Annotated in this window: 17 protein-coding genes and 1 riboswitch; of the genes, 9 read left to right on the top strand and 8 right to left on the bottom strand. The window is 37.0% G+C overall.

Annotated elements, in window-relative coordinates:
* Positions 1–40 precede the first annotated feature (40 nt).
* The gene (gene rluB, locus J3U74_RS03215; RefSeq protein ID WP_267329691.1) at positions 41–925 is read left to right on the top strand and encodes a 23S rRNA pseudouridine(2605) synthase RluB; all 885 of its coding nucleotides are present in this window, start codon (positions 41–43) and stop codon (positions 923–925) included.
* 292 nt (positions 926–1,217) lie between these two features.
* Here the strand turns inward: rluB and J3U74_RS03210 are convergent, their stop codons facing one another.
* The 3 genes from J3U74_RS03210 to argS all read right to left on the bottom strand — a co-directional run bounded on the left by J3U74_RS03210 (position 1,218) and on the right by argS (position 6,778).
* Positions 1,218–2,231, bottom strand: coding sequence for an amidohydrolase family protein (locus J3U74_RS03210; protein WP_220219334.1), 1,014 nt, complete (start codon positions 2,229–2,231; stop codon positions 1,218–1,220).
* Between the two features lie 398 nt (positions 2,232–2,629).
* A complete protein-coding gene (gene pbpC, locus J3U74_RS03205; RefSeq protein WP_220219335.1) occupies positions 2,630–4,969 on the bottom strand; it encodes a penicillin-binding protein 1C in 2,340 nt (779 codons plus the stop codon).
* 75 nt (positions 4,970–5,044) lie between these two features.
* Entirely contained in the window at positions 5,045–6,778 is a 1,734-nt protein-coding gene (gene argS / locus J3U74_RS03200) for an arginine--tRNA ligase (RefSeq protein ID WP_220219336.1), read from the bottom strand.
* 184 nt (positions 6,779–6,962) lie between these two features.
* Here argS and J3U74_RS03195 point away from each other — a divergent pair, with 184 nt between their 5' ends.
* From J3U74_RS03195 to dinB, 6 genes are all read left to right on the top strand, one after another.
* The gene (locus tag J3U74_RS03195; RefSeq protein ID WP_220219337.1) at positions 6,963–7,607 is read left to right on the top strand and encodes a hypothetical protein; all 645 of its coding nucleotides are present in this window, start codon (positions 6,963–6,965) and stop codon (positions 7,605–7,607) included.
* A 43-nt stretch (positions 7,608–7,650) separates the two neighbouring features.
* Positions 7,651–7,758: riboswitch (TPP riboswitch) on the top strand.
* A 40-nt stretch (positions 7,759–7,798) separates the two neighbouring features.
* A complete protein-coding gene (gene thiB, locus J3U74_RS03190; protein WP_267329692.1) occupies positions 7,799–8,797 on the top strand; it encodes a thiamine ABC transporter substrate binding subunit in 999 nt (332 codons plus the stop codon).
* 13 nt (positions 8,798–8,810) lie between these two features.
* Positions 8,811–10,379: a thiamine/thiamine pyrophosphate ABC transporter permease gene (gene thiP, locus J3U74_RS03185; protein ID WP_267329693.1), complete on the top strand. Its 1,569-nt coding sequence runs from the start codon at positions 8,811–8,813 to the stop codon at positions 10,377–10,379.
* Positions 10,366–11,070, top strand: a complete 705-nt coding sequence (gene thiQ / locus J3U74_RS03180) for a thiamine ABC transporter ATP-binding protein ThiQ (RefSeq protein ID WP_416379790.1) — start codon at positions 10,366–10,368, stop codon at positions 11,068–11,070. Before thiP ends, thiQ begins: the two co-directional genes overlap by 14 nt.
* A 301-nt stretch (positions 11,071–11,371) precedes the next feature.
* Positions 11,372–13,078 carry a phosphoethanolamine transferase CptA gene (gene cptA, locus J3U74_RS03175; protein ID WP_267329695.1) on the top strand — a complete coding sequence of 569 codons (1,707 nt, stop codon included), beginning with the start codon at positions 11,372–11,374 and terminating at the stop codon, positions 13,076–13,078.
* A gap of 83 nt (positions 13,079–13,161) precedes the next feature.
* Entirely contained in the window at positions 13,162–14,217 is a 1,056-nt protein-coding gene (gene dinB / locus J3U74_RS03170; RefSeq protein WP_267329696.1) for a DNA polymerase IV, read from the top strand.
* Positions 14,218–14,339: 122 nt separating this feature from the next.
* On the opposite strand, the gene J3U74_RS03165 is transcribed toward dinB, so the two are convergent.
* Positions 14,340–15,776, bottom strand: a complete 1,437-nt coding sequence (locus tag J3U74_RS03165; protein WP_220219343.1) for a 6-phospho-beta-glucosidase — start codon at positions 15,774–15,776, stop codon at positions 14,340–14,342.
* A 15-nt stretch (positions 15,777–15,791) separates the two neighbouring features.
* Positions 15,792–17,666 carry a glucose PTS transporter subunit IIA gene (locus J3U74_RS03160; protein WP_267329697.1) on the bottom strand — a complete coding sequence of 625 codons (1,875 nt, stop codon included), beginning with the start codon at positions 17,664–17,666 and terminating at the stop codon, positions 15,792–15,794.
* Positions 17,667–17,842: 176 nt separating this feature from the next.
* Between J3U74_RS03160 and J3U74_RS03155 the strand changes: the two genes are divergently transcribed.
* A complete protein-coding gene (locus J3U74_RS03155; RefSeq protein WP_267329698.1) occupies positions 17,843–18,547 on the top strand; it encodes a GntR family transcriptional regulator in 705 nt (234 codons plus the stop codon).
* Between the two features lie 194 nt (positions 18,548–18,741).
* Here J3U74_RS03155 and J3U74_RS03150 read toward each other — a convergent pair whose 3' ends face one another.
* From J3U74_RS03150 to rph, 3 genes are all read right to left on the bottom strand, one after another.
* Entirely contained in the window at positions 18,742–19,890 is a 1,149-nt protein-coding gene (locus J3U74_RS03150; RefSeq protein WP_267337937.1) for an SIMPL domain-containing protein, read from the bottom strand.
* 265 nt (positions 19,891–20,155) lie between these two features.
* Entirely contained in the window at positions 20,156–20,803 is a 648-nt protein-coding gene (gene pyrE / locus J3U74_RS03145) for an orotate phosphoribosyltransferase (RefSeq protein ID WP_267329700.1), read from the bottom strand.
* 13 nt (positions 20,804–20,816) lie between these two features.
* Positions 20,817–21,533 carry a ribonuclease PH gene (rph, locus tag J3U74_RS03140; RefSeq protein ID WP_220219348.1) on the bottom strand — a complete coding sequence of 239 codons (717 nt, stop codon included), beginning with the start codon at positions 21,531–21,533 and terminating at the stop codon, positions 20,817–20,819.
* 152 nt (positions 21,534–21,685) lie between these two features.
* Between rph and J3U74_RS03135 the strand changes: the two genes are divergently transcribed.
* A complete protein-coding gene (locus J3U74_RS03135; RefSeq protein ID WP_267329701.1) occupies positions 21,686–22,552 on the top strand; it encodes a YicC/YloC family endoribonuclease in 867 nt (288 codons plus the stop codon).
* The last annotated feature ends 481 nt before the right edge of the window (positions 22,553–23,033 follow it).

Genomic DNA, 23,033 nt, shown 5'->3' with positions numbered 1-23,033 from the left:
CATCATTAAATAAAGATACCTGTGAAGGTAGCGAGGCAAAATGAAAAAATTGAATTCTGAAAAATTACAAAAAGTGTTAGCCAATTTAGGCAATGGCTCTCGTCGTGAGATTGAAGCCATGATTAGTGCAGGTAAAATCAGTGTTGACGGTAAAATAGCCACTTTAGGTGACCGTGTTGATGTCAATACTAACCCTAAGATTCGAATCAATGGCCACTTAATTCAACTGAGAAGTAAAGAAAAAGAGGTCTGTCGGGTTTTAGCCTACTATAAGCCTGAAGGGGAAATCTGTTCCCGAAATGATCCACAAGGTCGGGCAACGGTATTTGAACATTTGCCTCGTTTAAAAAATGCACGTTGGGTTAATATTGGCAGGCTTGATATTAATACCTCTGGTTTATTACTGTTTACCACCGACGGCGAACTTGCCAACCGACTTATGCATCCAAGGCATGAGATCGAGCGTGAATATGCGGTAAGAGTTTTTGGTAATGTGACCGATCAACAGCTCAATCAATTGCGTAAAGGTGTACAACTGGAAGACGGTCCGGCGGCATTTAAATCGATTAAAGCACAAGGTGGCGACGGTTTAAATCAGTGGTTTAATGTTGTTATAACCGAAGGTCGTAATCGAGAAGTTCGTAGAATGTGGGAAGCCATTGAGGTACAAGTTAGCCGTTTGCTTCGTATTCGCTATGGTAATATTACATTACCTAAAGGACTTTCACGAGGCACTTGGATAGAACTCGGTATTGATTCGGTTAACTATTTGCGTGATCTGGTCGGTTTGCAGGCCGAAGTGAAAAGTTTTACCAAAACTAACGCTTCATCAGATAAGCGAATCGTCAGACCAAAACGAGCAAGAGTTGACCGTTTAGCTAAATCACCACGTCAAGCAACCAGCAAAAAGCCTACACGTAAATAGATCGATCTTCTATTCCCAATAAACGCTGTGTTATTGGGGATAGCACATTTTTGTGTTAAAGCATTAAGACAATTGCCACTATTTTTATTAAACAGTGAATAACGCCTTAATGCTTTTTACAAGCACTACATGCTTTACAAGCACTACATGCTTTACAAGCACTATATGCTTTACACGCTCTACATGCACTACATGCACTACAAGCTCTATAAGCTCTAAAAGTTTTGCAAGCTCGACAAGGCTCGACGATCATATCAAGCAGAGCGCTTGTTATTGAGTATTTTAAAAACGATTAAAGCCCTAATACCATTCGCCCATTTTTGGTTGCCACATTCACTACGTTATCTAAATCAGTATAACGGCAGCCGGTTACCAATAGTTTGAGTTCTTCCCACATATTTCCGGTTGAAAAAGGAAGCATATAATCGCTAACGTTATCTGTGCCAATGGCAACCGGAATGCCTGCCGCTGCCAGCTCGTCAACCGGCGTTAGTGAGTTGCGAGTTGGTCCTTGCTCTTCACGGCGTGGGCTATCAATCCAGGCAAACGGGCAAGCAATAACCATCATTTTTGCTTCTTTCATTTTTTTATAGAGTTTTTGCCGATAGGCTAAGCTATGCGCAGTGATTGAGATACTGTGAATGGCAACAACTCTTCCATGCATACCGTGTTCAAGCGTTTTATCGGTCAGTTGCTCTGTTTCAATCTCATCGGATGAGTTAAATTGGTCAACATGAACATGTACCATTTTGCCCAGTGATTTACCTGTTTGCATGAGCACATCAAGATGAACAAGTCCCATACCTTCACCATGGTCACGTTCATCACGGCGAGGTAATCCACCAATAATATCGACTAAATCAGCGCCTTTATCAAACCAATAGCGAGCTTCTTTATCAATCACGCCTTTGAGTGTTTGGTTCACTAACTTTATGGTGATGTCATTTTTATAGGTTTCACGGGCTCGTAATGCGCCTTTAATTGCTCTTTCTTGAGCGATAGGATCGATGTCAACAAACGATCCCATGGCACTGACACCTTGTTCAATCATTCGTTCAACTGCCATGCTAAAATGACGGTAGTAATCATCTTCACTCATGGCGGCTTTAACTTTATCTAAGGTATCCCATTTTTCAATTAATGATTGTTTTTGATACACATCAAAGCTGTCAACGTTAATCGTAAAAGCTCGGTCAGCATGCATATGAGCATTAACCCAACCACCATTTTGCTTAATTTTGTTCATTAAAAATGCTTTTAAACTTTGATCTCGACTGGTTAATAACATTTTTTTATTATCTGTCATAATGTGCCTCTACGATGAAATGACTTAAACAAGTGTTACTGATAAGATGAAAAAAAGACAAAAAAAATCCCCCAAAAAGGAGGATATAAAAGGTGCTTAAAAGTTTATTGTTAAGGATAACTAAATTGTGATTTGTCATGGTTTGTTACGCTTTTACCTATGCAATAAATTGCAAGAATTCTAACCAAATCACGGGTAATAGCAAGTGTTATAATTATAAAAATATTTAAATAAATGATATAGTTAAAGTATTATTTTTTAGATTTTTACGGTGAGGAATCAAATTTTAATCAACTCTTATCGGTAATGAAACCGATAAAAATAGTTAACTCATTATGATATCGAGTGATTTTGTGTCGCAAAATTGAGACAAAGCAAAGAAGCGTGGCAAAATAGGTTTAATTTAATAGTTCTACTTTAATTGTTCTTGAATCACTTCTTCCCAGGTCGTCAAGTACAAGTACTTTAAACGATCCACTTTGGGTTGGTATCCAGCTTAGTGATGTGTGTGGCTCAGATTGCCCAATGAAGGTATCATTAACAAACCAATAGAGTGTTTTAACATCACCGTCACTATTGGCTGTGAAACTAATTCGCTCACTTTTTTGCTTACTTTGTCTAAACTGATAAACGACATTTTTAAGCGGTGAAGTTATTTTAGGGGGTTCGCCATTTAGACTTTGCACCGTCTGGCAATGTTGGGTTGTCGGTGGCGTTTTTTTCGGTAATCCGGCTTTTGCAAAAATAGCGGCTAAATCTGAAGGCCAAAATTCAAAAACTTCAATATGCGAATTTTCCATATCATAAGGCGGGCAGACCGCTTTGCCAGTTTGATTATCAACCCTTACTGGTCTGAAAATGGTATCGGGTTTAATCGGTGATACGCCTGGAATAAACCATGTTTTACCTTTTGCTTTACACCATTGGGTCATTAAGTTACCACTGGTTAAACAAATATCGACACGCTTCAAATTTGGCGGTATACGGTGCTTTTCTTTGCGTATATTAGGATAATAGGCATTGATGCTGTCAACAATATTAAAAAATAGTGGGGTTGCTGCATCAATTCCAACAAAGGCATTGTTACCTTGATTATTAAAATTGCCTAACCATACTACCATGGCATAATGACCAAAATTGCCGGCAGTCCAAGCATCACGGAATCCCCACGAGGTGCCGGTCTTCCACGCAACCGGAATCATTTTCTTTTGCATTTTGCTCAGTATATCTTGTGGGCGAGTATTTTTTTTCAGCATATCAAGCGTCATAAATGCGGCTTCTTCACTTAACTGTCGTTCTGGCTCCACTTGATTATCGTGTTTAATAAATTTTAATGGTTGCCAGTTACCACCGTTGTCCAACATTGCATATAAGCTCACTAACTCTTGAGCAGTTATCTCGCCACCACCCAACACCAAAGCTAAGCCATAATGCGCTTCATCAGCTAAATTTTGTATATGCGTATTAACTAAAAATTCATAAAAAGAGGGTTTTTTTAATTTTTGCGCAATAGCCACAGCGGGGATATTGCGGCTGTGAATTAAAGCATCAGTTGCAGAAATTGGGCCTCGAAAGTTACGGTCGAAGTTTTCCGGAGTATAGGCACCAAAATTGGTTGCGACATCTTTAAGGATTGTTTGAGGATGCAATAAACCTTGATCGATACCAAGTGCGTAGATAAATGGTTTTAGCGTTGAACCGGGTGACCGTTTGGCATTCGTTCCGTTAACTTGCCCTTCAATGGCTTGATTAAAATAGTCAGCAGACCCGATCAGCGCTTTAATTTCCATTGATTGGGTATCAACTAATATAACAGCTGCATTATTGATGCCTTTTATGCTGTTTCGTTCAATAAATGCTTCAACCTGTGTGGTGATAATTTTTTGTAATTGGCTATCTAATGTGGTGTGAACTTCCAGATCATTACTGACATGGTCTTGCATGATTTGATTAACAAAGTGAGGCGCGACAAATGGTAGTTTTTCCGGTTGGCGTAAAACCAATTTTTGATCGAAAAGTGCAGCGATATTACTATCAACCGGGTATTTTTCTTGCCAACGTTGAAAAAGCATGTTTCTTGCTTTAATCAGTGCCGGGCCAGCTATGCCGGTTTTGCGATCAGTTCGATAGGTCGGTGATTGCGGTAACACAACTAACGTTAAGGCTTCCGGTAGATTGACTTCTGAAGGCGGTTTATTGAAATAAATTAATGATGCCGCCCCGATACTTTCAATATTTCGTCCAAACGGTGCATAGTTGAGATAAGCTTCTAAAATATCATGTTTGGAATACATTAATTCTAGCTGGATAGCTCTGGCAATTTGGGTGAGTTTTCCGCCTATCGTTTTGGTATTTAATCGCCAGTGCATGCGAGCCAGTTGCATGGTAATGGTTGATGCGCCTTGTCGATTCCCGCCGCTCACGAACGTTTGCCAAAATGCTCGGCTCAAGCTAAATGGATTAAAGCCGGTATGATAATAAAACCATTGGTCTTCATGCAGTAATAAGCCATTAATAATATCTGGCGATATCTCTTCAAGCGGTGTCCAAAGCCGATACCGGTCATCGTCGGCTAAAGTCATTCTGATTAATTGATTGTTATCATCGTAAAAACGTTTAGAAAAAGAGAGAGATTCGGATAGAGGAGGATGAGGAAATAAGCGAATTGCAACGAGTGTTAGCAAGATTAATACAATTGCCATTAATTTATTTTGTTGCCGAACAATAAATCCAATCATTTTATCTTGCTGTCTAATTGTTACTCAAGGAATAGGGATCAATTACCACCGATATTATATCGGTGGTAAGGAGTATTACATTTTTTCAACGGTTTTAATGCCTAACATATCAAGTCCCGTTTTAAGGGTTTTTGCTGTTAATGAAGCCAGTTTTAAACGGCTGGTTTTTAGACTTTCATTTTCAGCAGATAAGATTGGGCAGTGTTCATAAAAACTAGAAAATAGTGTAGCAATATCGTACAAATAAGCACACAGCACATGTGGTGTGCCTTCATTAGCAACGGTTGATATCGTTTCATCAAATTGGATTAAGCGGGTAGCTAATGCACGCTCTTTATCCGTTTCAAGACTGATAGTACCGGTTAAGCTATCTTCATTAATGTTTGATTTTCTGAAGATTGATAGTACACGAGTGTAAGCATATTGTAAATAGGGTGCGGTGTTGCCTTCAAACGACAGCATATTGTCCCAATCAAATACATAATCGGTTGTGCGGTTTTTTGATAGATCGGCATATTTAACCGCACCGATAGCAACAGCATCAACCACTTGCGCCAGCTCTTGTTCGGTCAACTGTGGATTTTTACTGCGAATTAAAACGGTTGCACGTTCTGTCGCTTCATCAAGCAGATCATTTAATTTAACTGTATCGCCCGAACGAGTTTTAAATGGTTTTCCGTCTTTACCTAACATCATACCAAACATATGATGTTCAAGTTTTAGTGATTCCGGGACATATTTAGCTTTGTGTACAATTGCCCAAACTTGTTCAAGGTGTTGGTGTTGACGTGAATCGGTATAATAGAGTATACGGTCAGCATGCAATGTTTCGTAACGGTATTTGACACAAGCAATATCGGTTGTAGCATACAGGTAGCCGCCATCACGTTTTTGGATGATGACACCCATTGGCTCGCCTTCTTTGTTTTTATATTCATCTAAAAAGACAACGATTGCCCCGTCACTTTCAACCGCCAGTTTTTTATGTCTTAAATCAGCCACAATACCCGGTAGCATGCTGTTATAGATGCTTTCCCCCATGGTATCTTCTAATGATAGTGTGACATTAAGACGTTTATAGGTTGCGATATTTTGTGTCATAGTGATATCAACAAGTTTTCGCCACATTTCTCGGCAATACTCATCACCACCTTGTAATTTAACCACGTAATTACGGGCTTTTTCAGCAAATGCTTGGTCTTCGTCATAGTGTTTTTTAGCGGCACGATAAAATGATTCTAAATCTGACAAATCCATATCATTGGCATGCTCATTTTGCATCTTTTCAAGGTAAGCAATAAGCATACCGAATTGCGTGCCCCAATCACCGACATGGTTGGCTCGTATAACATTATGACCTAGAAAACTTAATACTCTGACAGTGGCATCACCAATAATCGTTGAACGTAAATGTCCTACATGCATCTCTTTGGCGACATTCGGTGCTGAATAGTCAACAACTATCGTTTGTGGTTTAGCCGGTAAAGTAATATTCAATTTATCACTACTTAAAGCAATTTCATTTTGTTGCGCAATCCAGCTATTTTTTAAAAAGATATTAATAAAGCCAGGGCCGGCAATCTCAACTTTATCAGCGATATCGTTGATATCAAGATGTTGCAATACTTTTTCAGCAAGCTCTCTTGGTGGCATGCCTAACTTTTTAGCGGCAGACATAATGCCATTAGCTTGATAATCACCAAATTGTACTTTAGCAGATTGTTTGATTAGCGCGTCGCTGTTTTTATCGGCGCCTGCCATAATCATTGCTTGTGAAATGCGTTGCATTAATAATTGTTGAATATTCACACTAAACCTAATTGATTGTAATAAAATGCCCAATATAATACTGGTAAATTGATAAATTGTCACTGTGGGATTAGTTAAGGACAAGTAAATACAGCGTGTTTGTATAAGATAAAATTATTGTAAATTAGCGTGACATAGATTACTTTATGTTCAAAATAAATTGCATAAATAAAGAGAGTGATAAATGTTCCAAAAATTTGTTAAATGGAGTGTAATTGTCAATATATTTTTATTTTTTTCTGCTTTAGTCTTTGCTCAAGCCCCCGACACTGTGCCAAACCTAAAACTCCCCATAACTTCTTCACAATTTATAAAATACTATAAAAAAGATAATGATGGTTACGCTATCTTTTTGGACAAGTATTCAAAACTCACTCAACTCTTGAATGAGCAAGAAATCAATTTTCCGATTAAAAATGAGTCTTTTGGATATGATCGATTTACACAAGATATCCGCTATTACGTAGTAGGTGGCTTTGTTCAGGATAATTATCTCTATAAAGTGATAATTTACAATGGTTATGGTGAAGCTGATACCCAGATGTTAAATATTCAACTAAATAGTTACGATGAACAAGGTAAATTGATTGATGCTTTGCTTTTAGATAGTCAATATCGCTATGAAGATGTTAGTAGTTTTAATCAATTTTCTGTCAATGAAGATTTAACAATAAACCTAAAACAGTTTGTGACTTACTATTATGATGAGGACTATGAATATATAGATCCTAAGCCGGAATTTTATAAAGAACAGGTATATCAGATTAATCAAGGGCAATTTAAGTTAGTCTCTTCCAAAATGGCAGAGAAATTTGAATGGCAACAGTGAAGGGTAACTATTTACAATTAAACCTTGAGCCTCTAAACTAATATCGTTCTCAACGGGGTGCCGAGTTGGGCTGAGAATGTTAACTTGCTAACATAACCCGTCGAACCTGAACTGGATCATGCCAGCGGAGGGATTTGAGTTATAATATCTGCTCAAACCTTTTGTCTTTTACTTACTATTTTGGAGGCAAAATGTTTCGTCACAATCTGTTATTGTCTATTGTTTTTCCTTTATTGTGCTTTGCCGGCGCTGTCTTTGCTGAGCAGCCAACTTTAACCGTCTATAGTTATAACTCTTTTATGTCACAGTGGGGTCCTGGTGAAGCGATCAAAAAAGGTTTTGAGGCGCAGTGTGATTGTCAACTTGATGTGATAACATTGGGAGACGGTGTATCGATTTTAAATCGTATTCGGCTTGAAGGTGATAAAACCAATGCTGATGTGATTTTGGGGTTAGATAACAATCTGATAGAACAAGCTAAACTTGCCGATATCATTATACCTCATCAAATTGAGAAACCGGATAACTTAAATACCGATTGGTGGAATGAAGATTTTATGCCTTATGATTATGGTTATTTTGCCTTTATTTATAATAAAGAGAAAATAAAAAATCCACCTCAATCTTTACATCAATTAGTTGATAACAAGCCAAATTGGAAAATTATCTATCAAGATCCCAGAACCAGTACACCCGGTTTAGGATTGCTTTTTTGGATGAAGAAAGTTTATGATGACGATGCCGCTACAGCGTGGCAAAAAATAGCGAAAAATACCGTTACAGTAACCAAAGGTTGGAGCGAGTCTTACAATATGTTTTTGAAAGGCGAAGCTGATTTTGTGTTGAGTTATAACACTTCACCGGTTGCACATATTTTAAATGATAACGATTATCGCTATGTAGCGGCCATTTTTGATGAAGGACATTATCGTCAAGTTGAGGTAGCCGGTATTATCAAATATAGCCAAGAAGTTCCATTGGCTCGCCAATTTTTAAAATATCTATTAACGCCACAAGTGCAACGTTTATTTGCTGAAAAAAATGTGATGTATCCAATTATCAAAACTGATTTACCACCGGCTTTTGAGCAAATTAAACCGATAGACAAGCCGCTGGAATTTGATGCAGAACAAGTTAGCAAGCATCAAAAAGCGTGGATTCGTGAATGGCAATCAGCGGTGATCAAATAAAACGGTTAATTTGATGTTTAAATTAAAACCGCTAATGGCAGGTATTGGCGCCGCTAGTTTTATTTTTATGGTATTAGCAACGGCGCTTTTTGCACTAGTTCGCTTTGCCATAGAGTCTGATAATTTAACTGTCTATTTTGATAGTTATTTATTACATATTCTAGCAATAACGTTTTATCAATCACTGTTATCGACTGTTTTATCTATCGGCTTTGCATTATTAATGGCGAAAGCTTTATCAATGGTTGATTTTAAAGGCAAAGCACTGCTATTAAAGCTGATGCCGATCACCTTTATTTTACCAACACTAGTGGTTGTTACCGGACTATTGTCGGTATATGGCAAGCAGGGTCTAATATCGGTTTTTTTTCAGTCTCTTAATTTACCTTATTCGCTGTCGATTTATGGGTTACAGGGTATTTTATTGGCGCATGTTTTTTTGAATTTTCCCTATGCCTGCTGTTTATTTTATCGAACGTTAATAAGTGTGCCGGTCGAACATAAACAGTTAGCAGCGCAGCTTAATTTTTCTCATTTTGCCTTTGTTAAACTGATTGAATGGCCTTTGTTGCGCCGGCAAATCTTACCTATGGCAGCATTAATTTTTATGCTTTGTTTTTCCAGTTTTGCCGTTGTGCTTGCGCTGGGTGGGGGACCAAAGTTTACCACAATTGAAGTGGCAATCTATCAATCTATTCGTGATTTTGACATTATGCAAGCGGTTGTGCTTTCAGCGTTGCAGATTGTGTGCTGTGTAACTTTTATTTTGTTGATGCAAAAATTGAATCAACAAAAGAAACTTAGCATAAAATTTGTTAAAGCCGATTATCAACTCGCCATACCGGGTTATTTAGGTTTTTTATGTAGAATCATCATTTGGGTAGGTGTGCTATTTATTTTCCTTCCGATGCTGACGGTATTGGTTGAAGGGATTTATTATTTTCGCTTATCTGCGATTAATCAATCTTTTCTATCAGCGTTAATGTACTCCATTTTGATTGCTTTAGGCTCAGCGATGATTGCTATGTTGTTAGGCTTGTCGCTACTTTGGACGAATAGCCGTTTACTTATTTTCCAGCAGACAAATTTGAGTAATTATTTAATGATGATCGGCTCGTTAATTTTGGTTATTCCCAGTATGGTTTTAGCATCGGGGCTTTTTTTACTGCTATTTCGTTACGCCGATAATAAGCTGTTTATTTGTCTGTTGGTTATGCTTTGTAATGGGCTTATGGCATTACCTTTTGTGCTTAAAAATCTTGCCGCACCCATGTATGATGTTACTTTGCGTTACTGGCAGCTTAGCCAATCGCTCAATATTACCGGTTTAAAGCATTTTTATTTAATCGAATTTAAAGCATTAAAAAAATTGATTATGATGAGTTTTGCATTTTCGATGATTTTATCGTTGGGCGATTTTGGTGTGATTGCGTTGTTTGGTGGGCAATCGGTGATCACATTACCTTATTATTTATACGAGCAAATATCACATTATTATTATCATGATAGTATGGTTACTGCTGCTTTTCTATTAATCTTATCTTTAAGTATATTGGTTGTGATAGATGATGATCGAACTTAACCAAATCAGTTATCAGCACGATGATTTCAAAACCTATTTTGACTTCAACATCGCCGCTAAAGAGCGGGTGATTGTCGTTGGTCCTAGTGGCGCAGGTAAAAGTACGCTGTTAAATCTTATTGCCGGCTTTGTTTATCCTCAATGTGGAAATATCATTCTTAATCAGCAAAATGTTACCCATTTGCCACCGAGCGAACGTCCGACATCTATGCTATTTCAGCATAATAATTTATTTAGCCATTTAACCATTGAACAAAATATTGCATTAGGCATCAAACCCTCTTTAAAATTGAGTGCTAATGAGCAGTCGTTGATAGGTCATATACTCGAGCAAATTGGGCTTAAAGGGTTTGCCGGGCGTTTTCCTGAACAGCTTTCCGGTGGTCAGTCACAACGTGTGGCGCTTGCCCGATGTTTGATTCAACATCGTCCTATTTTACTATTAGATGAGCCTTTTTCGGCGTTAGATCAAGCGCTGCGATTTGAGATGTTAGCGCTGATAGATCAGATCTGTAATCAATATGGTCTGACTTTGATGATGGTGTCACATTATCTGGATGAATCTCTAAGCTATTTTTCACGCTGTTTGGTTGTTGATAATGGGCAAATTATCTTTAATGATCATCCCGAAAAGTTGAAACTTTCTGAAAATCAGCATATAGCTAAAATATTAGGCTTAAAGATTGGCTAAATTGGTGGCATTGGCCAATAGTGCTAATAGCAAATTTTAAATAGATGAATATTGCCAGTTTGACTGAGATTTTTAATTAAAGGAACAAATGGTTTAGTGGTTGTTATCAAAATCCTACTGCATCGACTCGTTAACTAGAAAGTTTGGCTTTTTTCAGTCAATCCCTTTATTGATACCCGCCTGTTAACTTATTTTTTTAGCAAAGACTGCTGCATAAATTGCGCCTATTGCGCCTTTAAGGTTTTATTAATTTAGGCTAGATAAAGTGTTATCACCTATTATTTAATATTGTTAGATATTCATGCAAAAGTTAAAAGACAACCAAAAATTTAGCTGGTCTGCACTTATTTTTGTTATTCTATTTTTTTGTTACTTTTCCTGTGCGTTACAACTTTATATTGTGTTATCGGGTCATTCGAATTTAATTGGGTTACGTGATGCGATAATTTATAGTTTAATTTGGCTGATACCAGTTCTGCTGTTTCCAAATCATACCCGGAAAATTGCCGCCGTTTATGGACTGGTTATTGGCGCTTTGTCGCTTATCTCCATTGGTTACTTTGTGATTTATCGTCAAGAGTTTTCACAAAGTGTCTTTTTCGTTATGGCTGAATCAAACTACAATGAATCTCATGAATTTATTCAACAATATTTTAGCTTTAAGTTATTAGCAGTATTAGTGATTTATATTTTAATCGGTATTTATCTTTGGCGAAAAGTAAAACCGATTTATGTTAAAAATTCGACCAAGTGGATCTGCTCGCTGTTAATTATCACTTATGCTTTAATGCCGTTATTTATTAGTATGGCAGTTAAAAAGACTTCATTTGAAAAAGCTACAGCGCACTTAATGTCTCGCATGGAAACAACCGTGCCATGGCAACTTTTAAATAGCTATTTAGCCTATCGTTCGCAATTAACTAATATGGAAAATATTTTGAATCATTTGCAAACGCTGCCTGCTTTTGAAAATTTAAAAGATGCTAATGGTGATACACCAAGAACATTGGTGCTGGTCATTGGTGAGTCAACGTCTCGTCAACGTATGGGCATTTACGGTTATGACAGGCCGACAACACCACAAATAGAGCAATTTAAAAAAGAGAATCCGGAATTTTTGGTTTTCAATGACGTGGTATCATCAAGACCTTATACCATTGAGATATTGCAACAAGCTTTAACCTTTGCTGATGAACAGCATCCGGATCTCTATTTGAAAAAACCGTCGTTAATACATTTAATGAAACAGGCTGGTTATAAAACTTTTTGGATAACTAACCAGCAAACTATGACCAAACGCAATACAATGCTAACTATGTTTTCTAAGCAGGCCGATGAACAGTTTTATATGAATAACGATCGTAATCAAAGTTCAAGACAATATGACTCATCCGTTTTCGAACCCTTTAGAGAAGTGTTAAACGATCCGGCGCAGAAGAAATTTATTGTTATACACTTGCTTGGTACCCATATGAAATATTCCTTGCGTTATCCTAAAGATGAACAGTGGAATTACTTTAAAGATAAAGACAAAATAGCATTTAAGATTGATGATGAAAAGTTAGACTATTATAACAGTTATGATAATGCGATCAGATATAACGATTATGTCACAACCACACTTTTTAACTTGTTTAAAAATAGTCAAGAAAACGGTTTTATGTTGTATTTTTCTGATCATGGGGAAGATGTTTACCAATCACCGCCACATGATGTGTTAGGGCGCAATGAAAAAGCACCAACCCAAACAATGTATACGGTACCATTTATGCTTTGGCAATCGCCTAAGTGGCGAGCAAGTCATCCTAATAATTATCAATCCTATGTAGAGCGTAAATTTAGTACTCAAGATTTGATTCACACATGGTCTGATTTAGCCGGTTTGAGTTATGATTCATACCAGCCGGAAAAAAGTATAGTGAACCCTAATTTTCATCAATCGATCCGCTGGATTGGCGATCCGTATGATAAAAATGGACTCATTGATTTCGATAAGTTGCTTAAGTAATTTTTTAGCGGTTTGCACAAGTTTTTAAGGTATGATATTGTATATTTATACAGTTATATTACCGATCTAGTTAAAAAGCCATTATGCGAAAAATTATTCATGTCGACATGGATTGTTTTTATGCCGCCGTTGAAATGCGAGATAATCCCCGTTACCGTAATATGCCAATTGCGGTAGGGGGTGATCCGCGTAAACGTGGCGTAGTTGCCACCGCAAATTATCAGGCTCGGCAATTTGGTATTCATAGTGCCATGTCAATGGCACAAGCGGTTAAGTTATGCCCTAATCTTAAGGTGATACCGGGCAGACACGCTGTTTATAAAGAGGTATCAAATCAAATTCATCAAATTTTCCAGCGTTATACCAAAGCTATTGAAACACTATCGCTCGATGAGGCCTATTTAGATGTTACCGATTGTAAGTTATGCCAAGGGTCGGCGACCTTAATTGCGCAAGATATTCGTCAAACGATTTACAATGAGCTTGAACTTACCGCATCAGCGGGAGTGGCTCCGCTGAAATTCTTAGCCAAAATTGCTTCCGACATGAATAAACCTAACGGACAATATGTGATTACACCCGATGCGGTAAATAGTTTTATTCAGCAATTACCGTTGAAAAAAATTCCTGGTGTCGGCAAAGTGACTGAAAAGAAATTGACTGAGCTAGGACTTTATACCTGTAAAGATGTGCTCAATTATGATTTAAACAAACTACTTAATCAATTTGGTAAATTTGGTCGAATCTTATATGAACGCTGTCAAGGTATTGATGAACGAGAAGTGTGTAATGATCGGCAACGAAAATCAGTTGGGGTTGAGCGTACGTTGGTTAACGATATTCATAGTTGGGAAGAGTGCCTTATGCAGTTTGATCCTTTGTTTGATGAACTTGAAAAAAGATTAAGCAAAGTACGTTCTGATTTATCAATAGCCAGACAAGGGGTAAAATTCAAGTTTGATGATTTTCAGCTGACTACTCAAGAGCATGTGTGGTCAAAACTCGATAAACAGGATTTGATTGAACAGGCTTATAAAGTTTGGCATGAACGCAGACAAGATCGGGGTGTGCGCCTTATCGGTTTTCATGTCACGCTTATCGATCCACAACTGGATAAACAATTGATTTTTAATTTTTGATTTTTGCTTAAGCAAAATTATCAAGCCTAAATAGAAGCCCAATTAATGGTTACCAATAAAAGTAGGGGAGTGTTTAATCAAACCGCTCCCCTTTATTTTAAATTGAGCGATAGCCTAAAAGCTTACTTTAAGCATTGACCATTAGTGCTAATGACGTGTTTATACCATTCAAATGAATCTTTTTTATAACGTTTCATGCTACCGTTTCCTTCGTTATCTCGGTCAACATAGATGACGCCATACCGTTTTTTCATTTCACCAGTGGTAAACGACACAACATCGATAATCCCCCATGCGGTATAACCCATAATATCAACGCCATCATAATCAATCGCTTTTAACATCGCCTTAATATGTGCGCCTAAGTATTCAATTCTTGGTTTATCATGAATTTGGTTACCATTCTCTAATTCATCAATGGCACCAAAACCATTTTCGACAATAAATAACGGTAGCTGATAGCGATCATATAAGCGATTTAAGGTATAACGTAATCCCTCAGGGTCAATCGGCCAACCCCAATCACTACTTTTAATATAAGGATTTTCAACCGCATTTGGTAATGCACCATTGACGATGTTATCGCGATTGTCGTTTTTCACATCCGCTTTAACTACTGTTGACATATAGTAACTAAAACCAATGTAATCGACGGTACCTTGTTTTAACAGTGCCAAATCGTCGGCTGTGATATCAAGTTTATACCCCTCACGTTCAAACTCTTTAAGCGCATAAGCCGGATAATAACCACGTACATGCACATCAGGGAAGAAGAAGCGTTGATGCATAGCGATTTCCGATGCCATCATATCCTCAGGATTACAAGAATATGGGTAAATAGGCACATGAGAAATCATACAACCAATTTGGAAATCCGGATTAATTTTTTTACCGGCGATTACCGCTTTCGCACTAGCTAATAGCTCATAGTGTGCGACTTGATAAAGGACTTCTTGTGGATTTTCACCCGGTTTGACTTGTACCCCGGAATTAGTCCAAAAGAAGATCGGATTACTGGTATCCATTTGGTTATTGATCTCATTGAATGTCATCCAGTATTTAACTTTATTTTTGTATCGTTCAAAACAAGCGATCGCAAATCGTTCAAAAAATTCTACCGTTTTACGATTACGGAAACCACCATAATGGCGAGCAATGTGTAATGGCATCTCAAAATGAGAAAGTGTTATCACCGGTTCAATTCCGTTAGCAATGAGTTCATCAAACACATTATCGTAAAAACGAAGGCCTTCTTCATTCGGCGTTAACTCATCTCCTTTAGGGAAAATACGTGTCCAAGCAATTGAAGTACGTAAACATTTTAAGCCTAATTCGGCAAACAACTTAATATCATCTTTATAATTATGATAAAAATCGATAGCAGTATGATTTGGATAAAATTTGTCTGCTTGAATATCTTGGGTAATTTGTCTAGGCACACCATGAGCACCAGCGGTCATAACATCAACAACGCTAGGACCTTTCCCGCCTTCGTTCCAGCCACCTTCGAATTGATGAGCGGCTAATGCACCGCCCCATAAAAATGGTTTTTGCTTCATATTTGTTGTTCCTTCTTATTGCTTAATTATAAATACGATATCTTCAGGGGTAACCGGTTTATTTTCCGTTAATGTGATCTGTTGATATTGATCGGTATTGACGATAATAATCGGTGTAATCAGTGGATAGCCTGCTTGTTTAATTTTGTCAGGATCGAAGCTGATAAGTAAATCCCCTTTATTGACTCTTTGGTTTAATGCTACATGGTAGCTAAATTCATTATTGGTTAAATTAACCGTATCAATTCCAACATGAATCAGCAATTCTACACCATTATCCAGTGTTAACCCGATAGCATGTTTAGAGCTTTCAAATACAGCGGTGACAATACCATTATCTGGTGCGTAAACATTGTTGTCAGTTGGCTCAATAGCAATACCTTCACCCATTAATTTTTGAGCAAAAGCTGGATCGGGTACTTCAGAGAGTGGTAAAGCACTGCCAGTCATAGGGCTTTGAATTTCAACTTCATCTAATATTACTTTAGGATTATCATTTTCAATGTTATTGGCACTACCTTTTTCGGTTTCATTGGTGCCTAAAAATTGCATTAATAATACAGGACCAAATAAGGCGATAGCTGATCCCAATAGGACGCCAGTGAAGGATCCGGTATGTTCCGGATTAATCGCATTCACAATTGTTAACGGTCCCGGTAAAGCGGCGTAAGTATAGTAATATGGTGAGAAGAATCCAGCAACAATTCCACCTAACGCACCACATAAACAACCGTAAATAAATGGTCGTTTAAAGCGTAAGTTTACCCCATAAATCGCCGGTTCTGTTATGCCAAATAAACCGGTAACAAATGCTGAAAGTGACACGCCCTTCATATCTTTGCTTCTGGTTTTTAGATAAAAACCTAATGCCGCGCCCACTTGACCAATAACGGCAATGGTTTGGAATGCTTGGAATGAGTCTTGACCATATTGATTAATGTTTTCGATGATAACTGGCGTAATCCCCCAATGCACACCAAAAATAACAAATACTTGCCATACAGCACCAATAAGACCACCGGCAATCGAAGGCGCTAAATTAACCACCCAGTTATAACCGCTGGCAATATAGTGCGCTGCACCGGCGGTAATTGGACCAATTGCTAGTAGTGTAAGAGGTACCATAACAACTAAACAGATTAGTGGCATTAATAGTGGTTTAATGATGCTATGTAAGCGAGGCTCTAAAGCTCTTTCTAAATAAGACAATAACCAAACTAAAAAAAGTGGAGGTAGGACAGTAGAAGTATAAGTAGTTTCAGATAATGCAATACCGAATAAATCAATTTCTTGTCCGGATTTGATTAGTGTGGCTAATTCAGCCCATGTTGGTGATAGCAGCGCCGCACAACAAGCAACGGCAATATAAATATTACAGCGGAAATGTTGAGAAGCGGTTATGGCAATAAAGATTGGTAAAAAGGCAAAAGGAGCCCATGATATAAAGTTTAAAACCTGACAAGTACCGGTTGTCTCAAACGCCGGGTATGCTAATTTAATTAAAATCAGGATCCCTTGCAATATACCGGCAGCGGCCAAAACATACACAAATGGTGCAAATACCGCTGACATGGTAGCAATGATGCGATTAAGTACGCTGGCTTGGTTTTCATTGGCGACTTTATTATCGGTGTTGATAAGTTGAATAAAGGCGTTATAAACTTTTTCTACATTTGTTCCAATAACAATTTGTATTTGTCCTCCTTTTTCAACTACGGTGATCACACCGGGCATATTGGCAATATTGTCTTTTGCCTCAGGCGGTGTTTTCTCAGTTACTATACGCAAACGAGTTGTGCAACGAGCAACGGTGACAATATTATTTTCACCACCCAGCTCGTTTAAAATATCGACCGCAAGTTTATTATAATCTCTTATTTTTGATGACATCGATTAAGCTCCTTAGACTAATTAATGAGCTTATCTTAAACCTAATTTTAAAATTGTTAATGACCAATTATATTGTTTGTGATCTAGATCTGATTTTTAACCTAAACTGCTTACTAATTACTTAAAACAAGTTACAATGAGAGCTATTTATTTATAAAAACAATAAAGAGAAATAAATGCTAAAATATCAAGATGTTGCCGAAAAGATTAAACAAGAAATCTATCGGCAAAAATTGCCAAAAGACACTCAATTACCCAATATTGAAGGGTTAATTGCTCAATATCAAGTCAGTCGAACAACTATTATTAAGGCACTTAATCGATTAGAGCGGCATGGTGTTATCTATCAAATACAAGGTAGTGGCATCTTCGTACGACAACCTAAAAAGCAGGGGTTTCTTAATTTTCTAGAGAGTCATGGTTTTAGTGTTGATTTAAACGATCTACCTGGCACATCACAAGTTTTTAATGTCGATTTAATGCAGCCGAATGCTAAAGTAAAAGAGACCTTACAGTGTGATGATACTGAGCAAGTTTATTATATAAAACGTTTGCGTTATGTTGATGGCAAAGTGTATGGTTTTGAGCAATCATATTATCGCAAAAAGCTCGTACCCTACCTTAATAAAGAAATTGCCGAACACTCAATTTTTAGCTATGTTAAAGATATTTGTAAAATTAATATTGGTTTTTCTGATAAATATTTTAAGGCAATTAAGCTTAATGATGAAATCGCACAATACTTAGGTTTACAAGCTGGCGATCCTGCACTTTGCGTGGAAGAAATTTTTTATACTTCAGCGGGTGAGCCATTTGATTTTTCGAAAATTATTTATCACTACGATAATGCAAAATTTTATGTACAAAGTCATTCTAAGTAAGATAAAGTCGTAAGGGAAAATCGAGCGGATAAAAAATTTCTCCTTAATTAGTAGCGAACTATCTTAACTAACTATCACAACTAACTATTACAAACAACTATCACAACCACTAATTAAGGAGATTAAATTACTAATTATTGTCAAGTAAAACATGTGGAACAAAGATATAAATCAATCTGGATCTAAACATAATATTACTCATTAACTTTCTGCTTAAGCATTTCAAAAGTACCGGTTATGATTAACTGCATTTTCTGCTCCGATTGAATCGAAATATCGACGCCTTTTTTTAGGTATCTATCCATACCAATACCCATACGTATAGAACCTCTATCCTCAAAGGAGTAATTATTGTTTAATTTTTCAACGATAGCTAAGTCTGTGATATCAATTCGGGTAGGCACACCTAAAATATATTTTTTCGATAAAAATGAGGTTGCTTTATCTTCCAACTTCTGGAGTAATAATGGTTCAACATCTTCAATTGCTTTTTGCTTAGCTTTTGTTGAAACGTCGTAACGGGCATCATTGTTAACGATGATATCCAATTCTTGAGCTTTACCGATAATTTTACCTATTTCATCAATTTTATCTGTGCTAATCGCTAAACGGTGAGTGATCGTTTGATGTTTTTCTTTTAATCCGTCGGGGCTATAGGCGCTAACATCAGTAGCGGCAATTGAAGTAGTATCTAAGTTCAACTTATTTAATTTTTCAACAATGGCATAATAAATATCCCTCGCTTTTTTATCGGCTTCTTTTTCACTATTGGCTATTGCATTGATGATAAAATTATACGAATCAGAGTTTGGAGTTTGAGACTCGCCTACCAGTTCATAAATATTATGTTGACCTAATACTTCCTTTACTTTCATAAAACTATCATTATCTTCAATCGATATAAATATCGAATAGCGTGCTTTATATTGCCGCTCTATCCCTGCAACTTTTTTATATACTATTTCCTCTTTCTCTTGGTTGTCATACCCCACAGAAGTTAAACTTTTATCTGACAACCCTAATTTAATTAAATAATCTTTAAATTCTTTTATTTTCTTATCATTAATTTCCGATGCTTCGGTAAGTGTTAACCCTTCGCTATAGACCGTTACGCTAAAGTTTATAACATCCGGTTTCAATGTGATCATTTCTATATGTTTGACATCAATTGTTCCGACTGGAACTAAACCATTTCCGTATTTAGATTTTTCAAGTTCAAGATAGGCATCAGTAACATTTAAGTTGTTAGAATTTGGAAAGGAATGGACTGCCGAAGCAGCCCCTAAGTTCAGGAACATCGCTAACAAAATCCCTGTTTTTTTTGTTTTTATTATATTTATCATTGTTTTCTTATTGCCTTATGTTTTTTTGTTGTATTACTGGTCAGTATCTTGTTTAAGATTTTAACAAGTATACGTTTTATTGTATGAAAGAGATTGTAATTCAAAAAAAATCAAATATGTCTTAAAAATGTATAAAGTTGTAAAAAGATGTAAAAACTTCGGAGTGATAAAATTGACAATAAATTGGGGGTTAAAACAATAAATTGACAAAAGCATCTTACGATGCTTTTGTTACTAATAATAGTTAAGTTACACGGGGTTGATTTTATTTGATTCCATACTCGGCACGGTAAGCTTCGACTTGTTTTACTTGACCTTGTCTTGTTGGATCTTTGTAGAGATATTGAATAAGATCATCTAGAGTGATAATGGAAATGACATCACAATGATAGGTTTGTTTAATTTCTTGAATGGCAGATAAATCACCTCGTCCCTTTTCCTGACGATCTAAACAAATCAGGACACCTGCTAGTTTCGATTGATTATCTTCTAAAATGCGCATTGATTCACGAATCGCTGTACCGGCCGTAATTACATCGTCAACAAGCATAACACGTTGCTTATAGATTGAACTACCAACCAAGTTACCGCCTTCGCCATGGTCTTTAGCTTCTTTGCGGTTGAAGCAATAAGGAACATCTACATTATGGTGTTCTGATAAAGCAACAACCGTTGATGAAACAATTGGTATGCCTTTATAGGCAGGACCAAAAATAACATCGTATTTTAAGTTGGCATCCATCAATGCCGCAGCATAAAAACGGCCTAATAACGCTAAATCTTTACCGGTATTGAATAATCCAGCATTAAAAAAATAGGGGCTTTTTCTACCTGATTTTAAGGTGAATTCGCCAAATTTTAATGCTTGCCGATCCAAAGCAAATTCAATAAATTCACTTTTATATGATTTCATCGATTATCTCCAATTAATCTTTTAAGGCCTGTTTTTGAGCTTTTATAATAGTTGCTATGCCATTTTTGGCTAAGTCTAATAATTTTAATAACTCATCATGGCTAAATGGCTCACCTTCTGCTGTTCCTTGAATCTCAATTATGCGGCCATCGTCTGTCATAACGACATTCATATCAGTTTGCGCATTAGAATCTTCAATATATTCCAAATCACATATCGCTTCACCTTCTACAATGCCGACAGAAACAGCAGCAACTAAAGATTTAATCGGGTTTTGTTTGATTTGACCATTGGCTAACATGGTGTTAATAGCATCATTGAGTGCTACACAGGCGCCGGTAATCGATGCAGTTCGAGTACCACCGTCAGCTTGGATAACGTCGCAATCTAAAGTGATTGTGTATTCACCCAGTACTTTAAGGTCGATCATTGCTCGCAATGAACGGGCAATAAGACGTTGAATTTCCATTGTTCGACCAGTTTGTTTACCTTTAGCCGCTTCACGTTGCGTTCTTGAATTAGTCGCTCGTGGTAACATACCATACTCGGCGGTTACCCAACCTTGATTTTGACCTTTTAAAAAGCGCGGTACAGTTTCATCAACTGTTGCATTACAAAGTACTTTTGTTTCACCAAACTCAACTAATACAGATCCTTCTGCATGCTTAGTATAATGACGGGTAATTTTGATAGGGCGGACTTGTTCCGCAGTTCGACCAGACGGGCGCATGCAATTCTCCAGCAGTTTAAAAAAATGTCTTGATTATTCATTTAGGAGGACACCAACCAGATAGCGTTGATGTTTAGCCTAAGCTAAGGGCACATTATACAGAATTTGTGATACAATGCCCAGCAACATTTTGCTAAAATTAGGACACAATCATGATTTCAAGTATGACCGCTTATGCAAGAAAAGAGTTAAACCAATCATGGGGAAATGCTTCTTGGGAACTGCGCTCGGTCAATCAACGCTATTTAGAGACTTATATTCGATTACCAGAACAGTTTCGTTCACTTGAACCGCTGATTCGTGAACGTTTACGAAACCGATTAACACGAGGTAAAGTCGAATGTAGTTTACGATTCGAGTTAGACCCAGCTACTCAACATCAACAATTATCCTTAAATAAAGAGCTAGCTGAGCAAATATTAAATGCCGCTGATTGGATTGCCGCACAGCATCAATCCGGCGAAGTCAATCCGATTGATGTTTTACGTTGGCCTGGCGTTCTCTCCGCTAAAGAACAAAATTTAGATACAATCTCACAAGAAATTTTAGCGTTATTAGAAACGGCATTAGATGAGTTTATTGCTGTTCGGGAACGTGAAGGACAAGCGTTAAGTCAACTCATCACTCAACGATTAGAAGGGATAAGCGCCGAAGTCGAGAAAATTCGTCTTTTCATGCCTCAAATACTTCAATGGCAAAAAGATCGGTTAAAAAGTAAGTTAGAAGAAGTAAATATTGACCTTGATAGTTCTCGATTAGAACAAGAGATAGTCCTGTTAGCTCAGCGAATTGATGTTGCTGAAGAGCTAGACCGTCTAATGACACATGTTAAAGAAACCTATTCAATCTTGAAGAAAAACGAAGCTGTCGGGCGTCGATTGGATTTTATGATGCAAGAATTTAACCGTGAGTCCAATACCATTGCCTCAAAATCAATTAATGCGCAAGTGACTGCTAGTGCAATTGAACTAAAAGTGTTGATAGAACAAATTAGAGAGCAAGTACAAAATATTGAGTAAGTTTAATTATTGCAGATACAAGTCATCAATTATCAAACTTATGTGATCTTCTCGCTTTTATGTTAACTTGGGCACAACAGGTATTGTATCTTGTTTGCCCAATAGTTATTGCATGTATTTATGTCTCTGTAGCTATTTTTCGTTAGTTTTCCCTGCCGATTTGACTCTTTTCTCCAATACCTTTATCCCTCAAAGTGAGAGCGTCTAGCGTGTTATTTGTCCTGACCTATCTAAATGTTATTTTGTAATTTCGTCAATCATTTTTAAATTGAGTTGAATTACCTTACCAATTCAGATCTTTACAATTTTTTATTTATTTATCTTTACTTTTAACTTAGCCTGTCTAGAATAACAGGCCTTTTTATAATCAATATCTATCATTGTCTAATGAAAATAATAATTAATTGACAATTTTAACGCTGACAGATGTTTACAAGTAGTCGTTTTTTGTATTTTGCTTCAACTTTTTAAATGTTTTAGA

This window comes from Gilliamella sp. B3892 (assembly GCF_026536305.1).
GTDB lineage: Bacteria > Pseudomonadota > Gammaproteobacteria > Enterobacterales > Orbaceae > Gilliamella.
The sequence above is the reverse complement of the archived record's forward strand: the minus strand, read 5'-3'. Positions and strand labels throughout refer to the sequence as shown.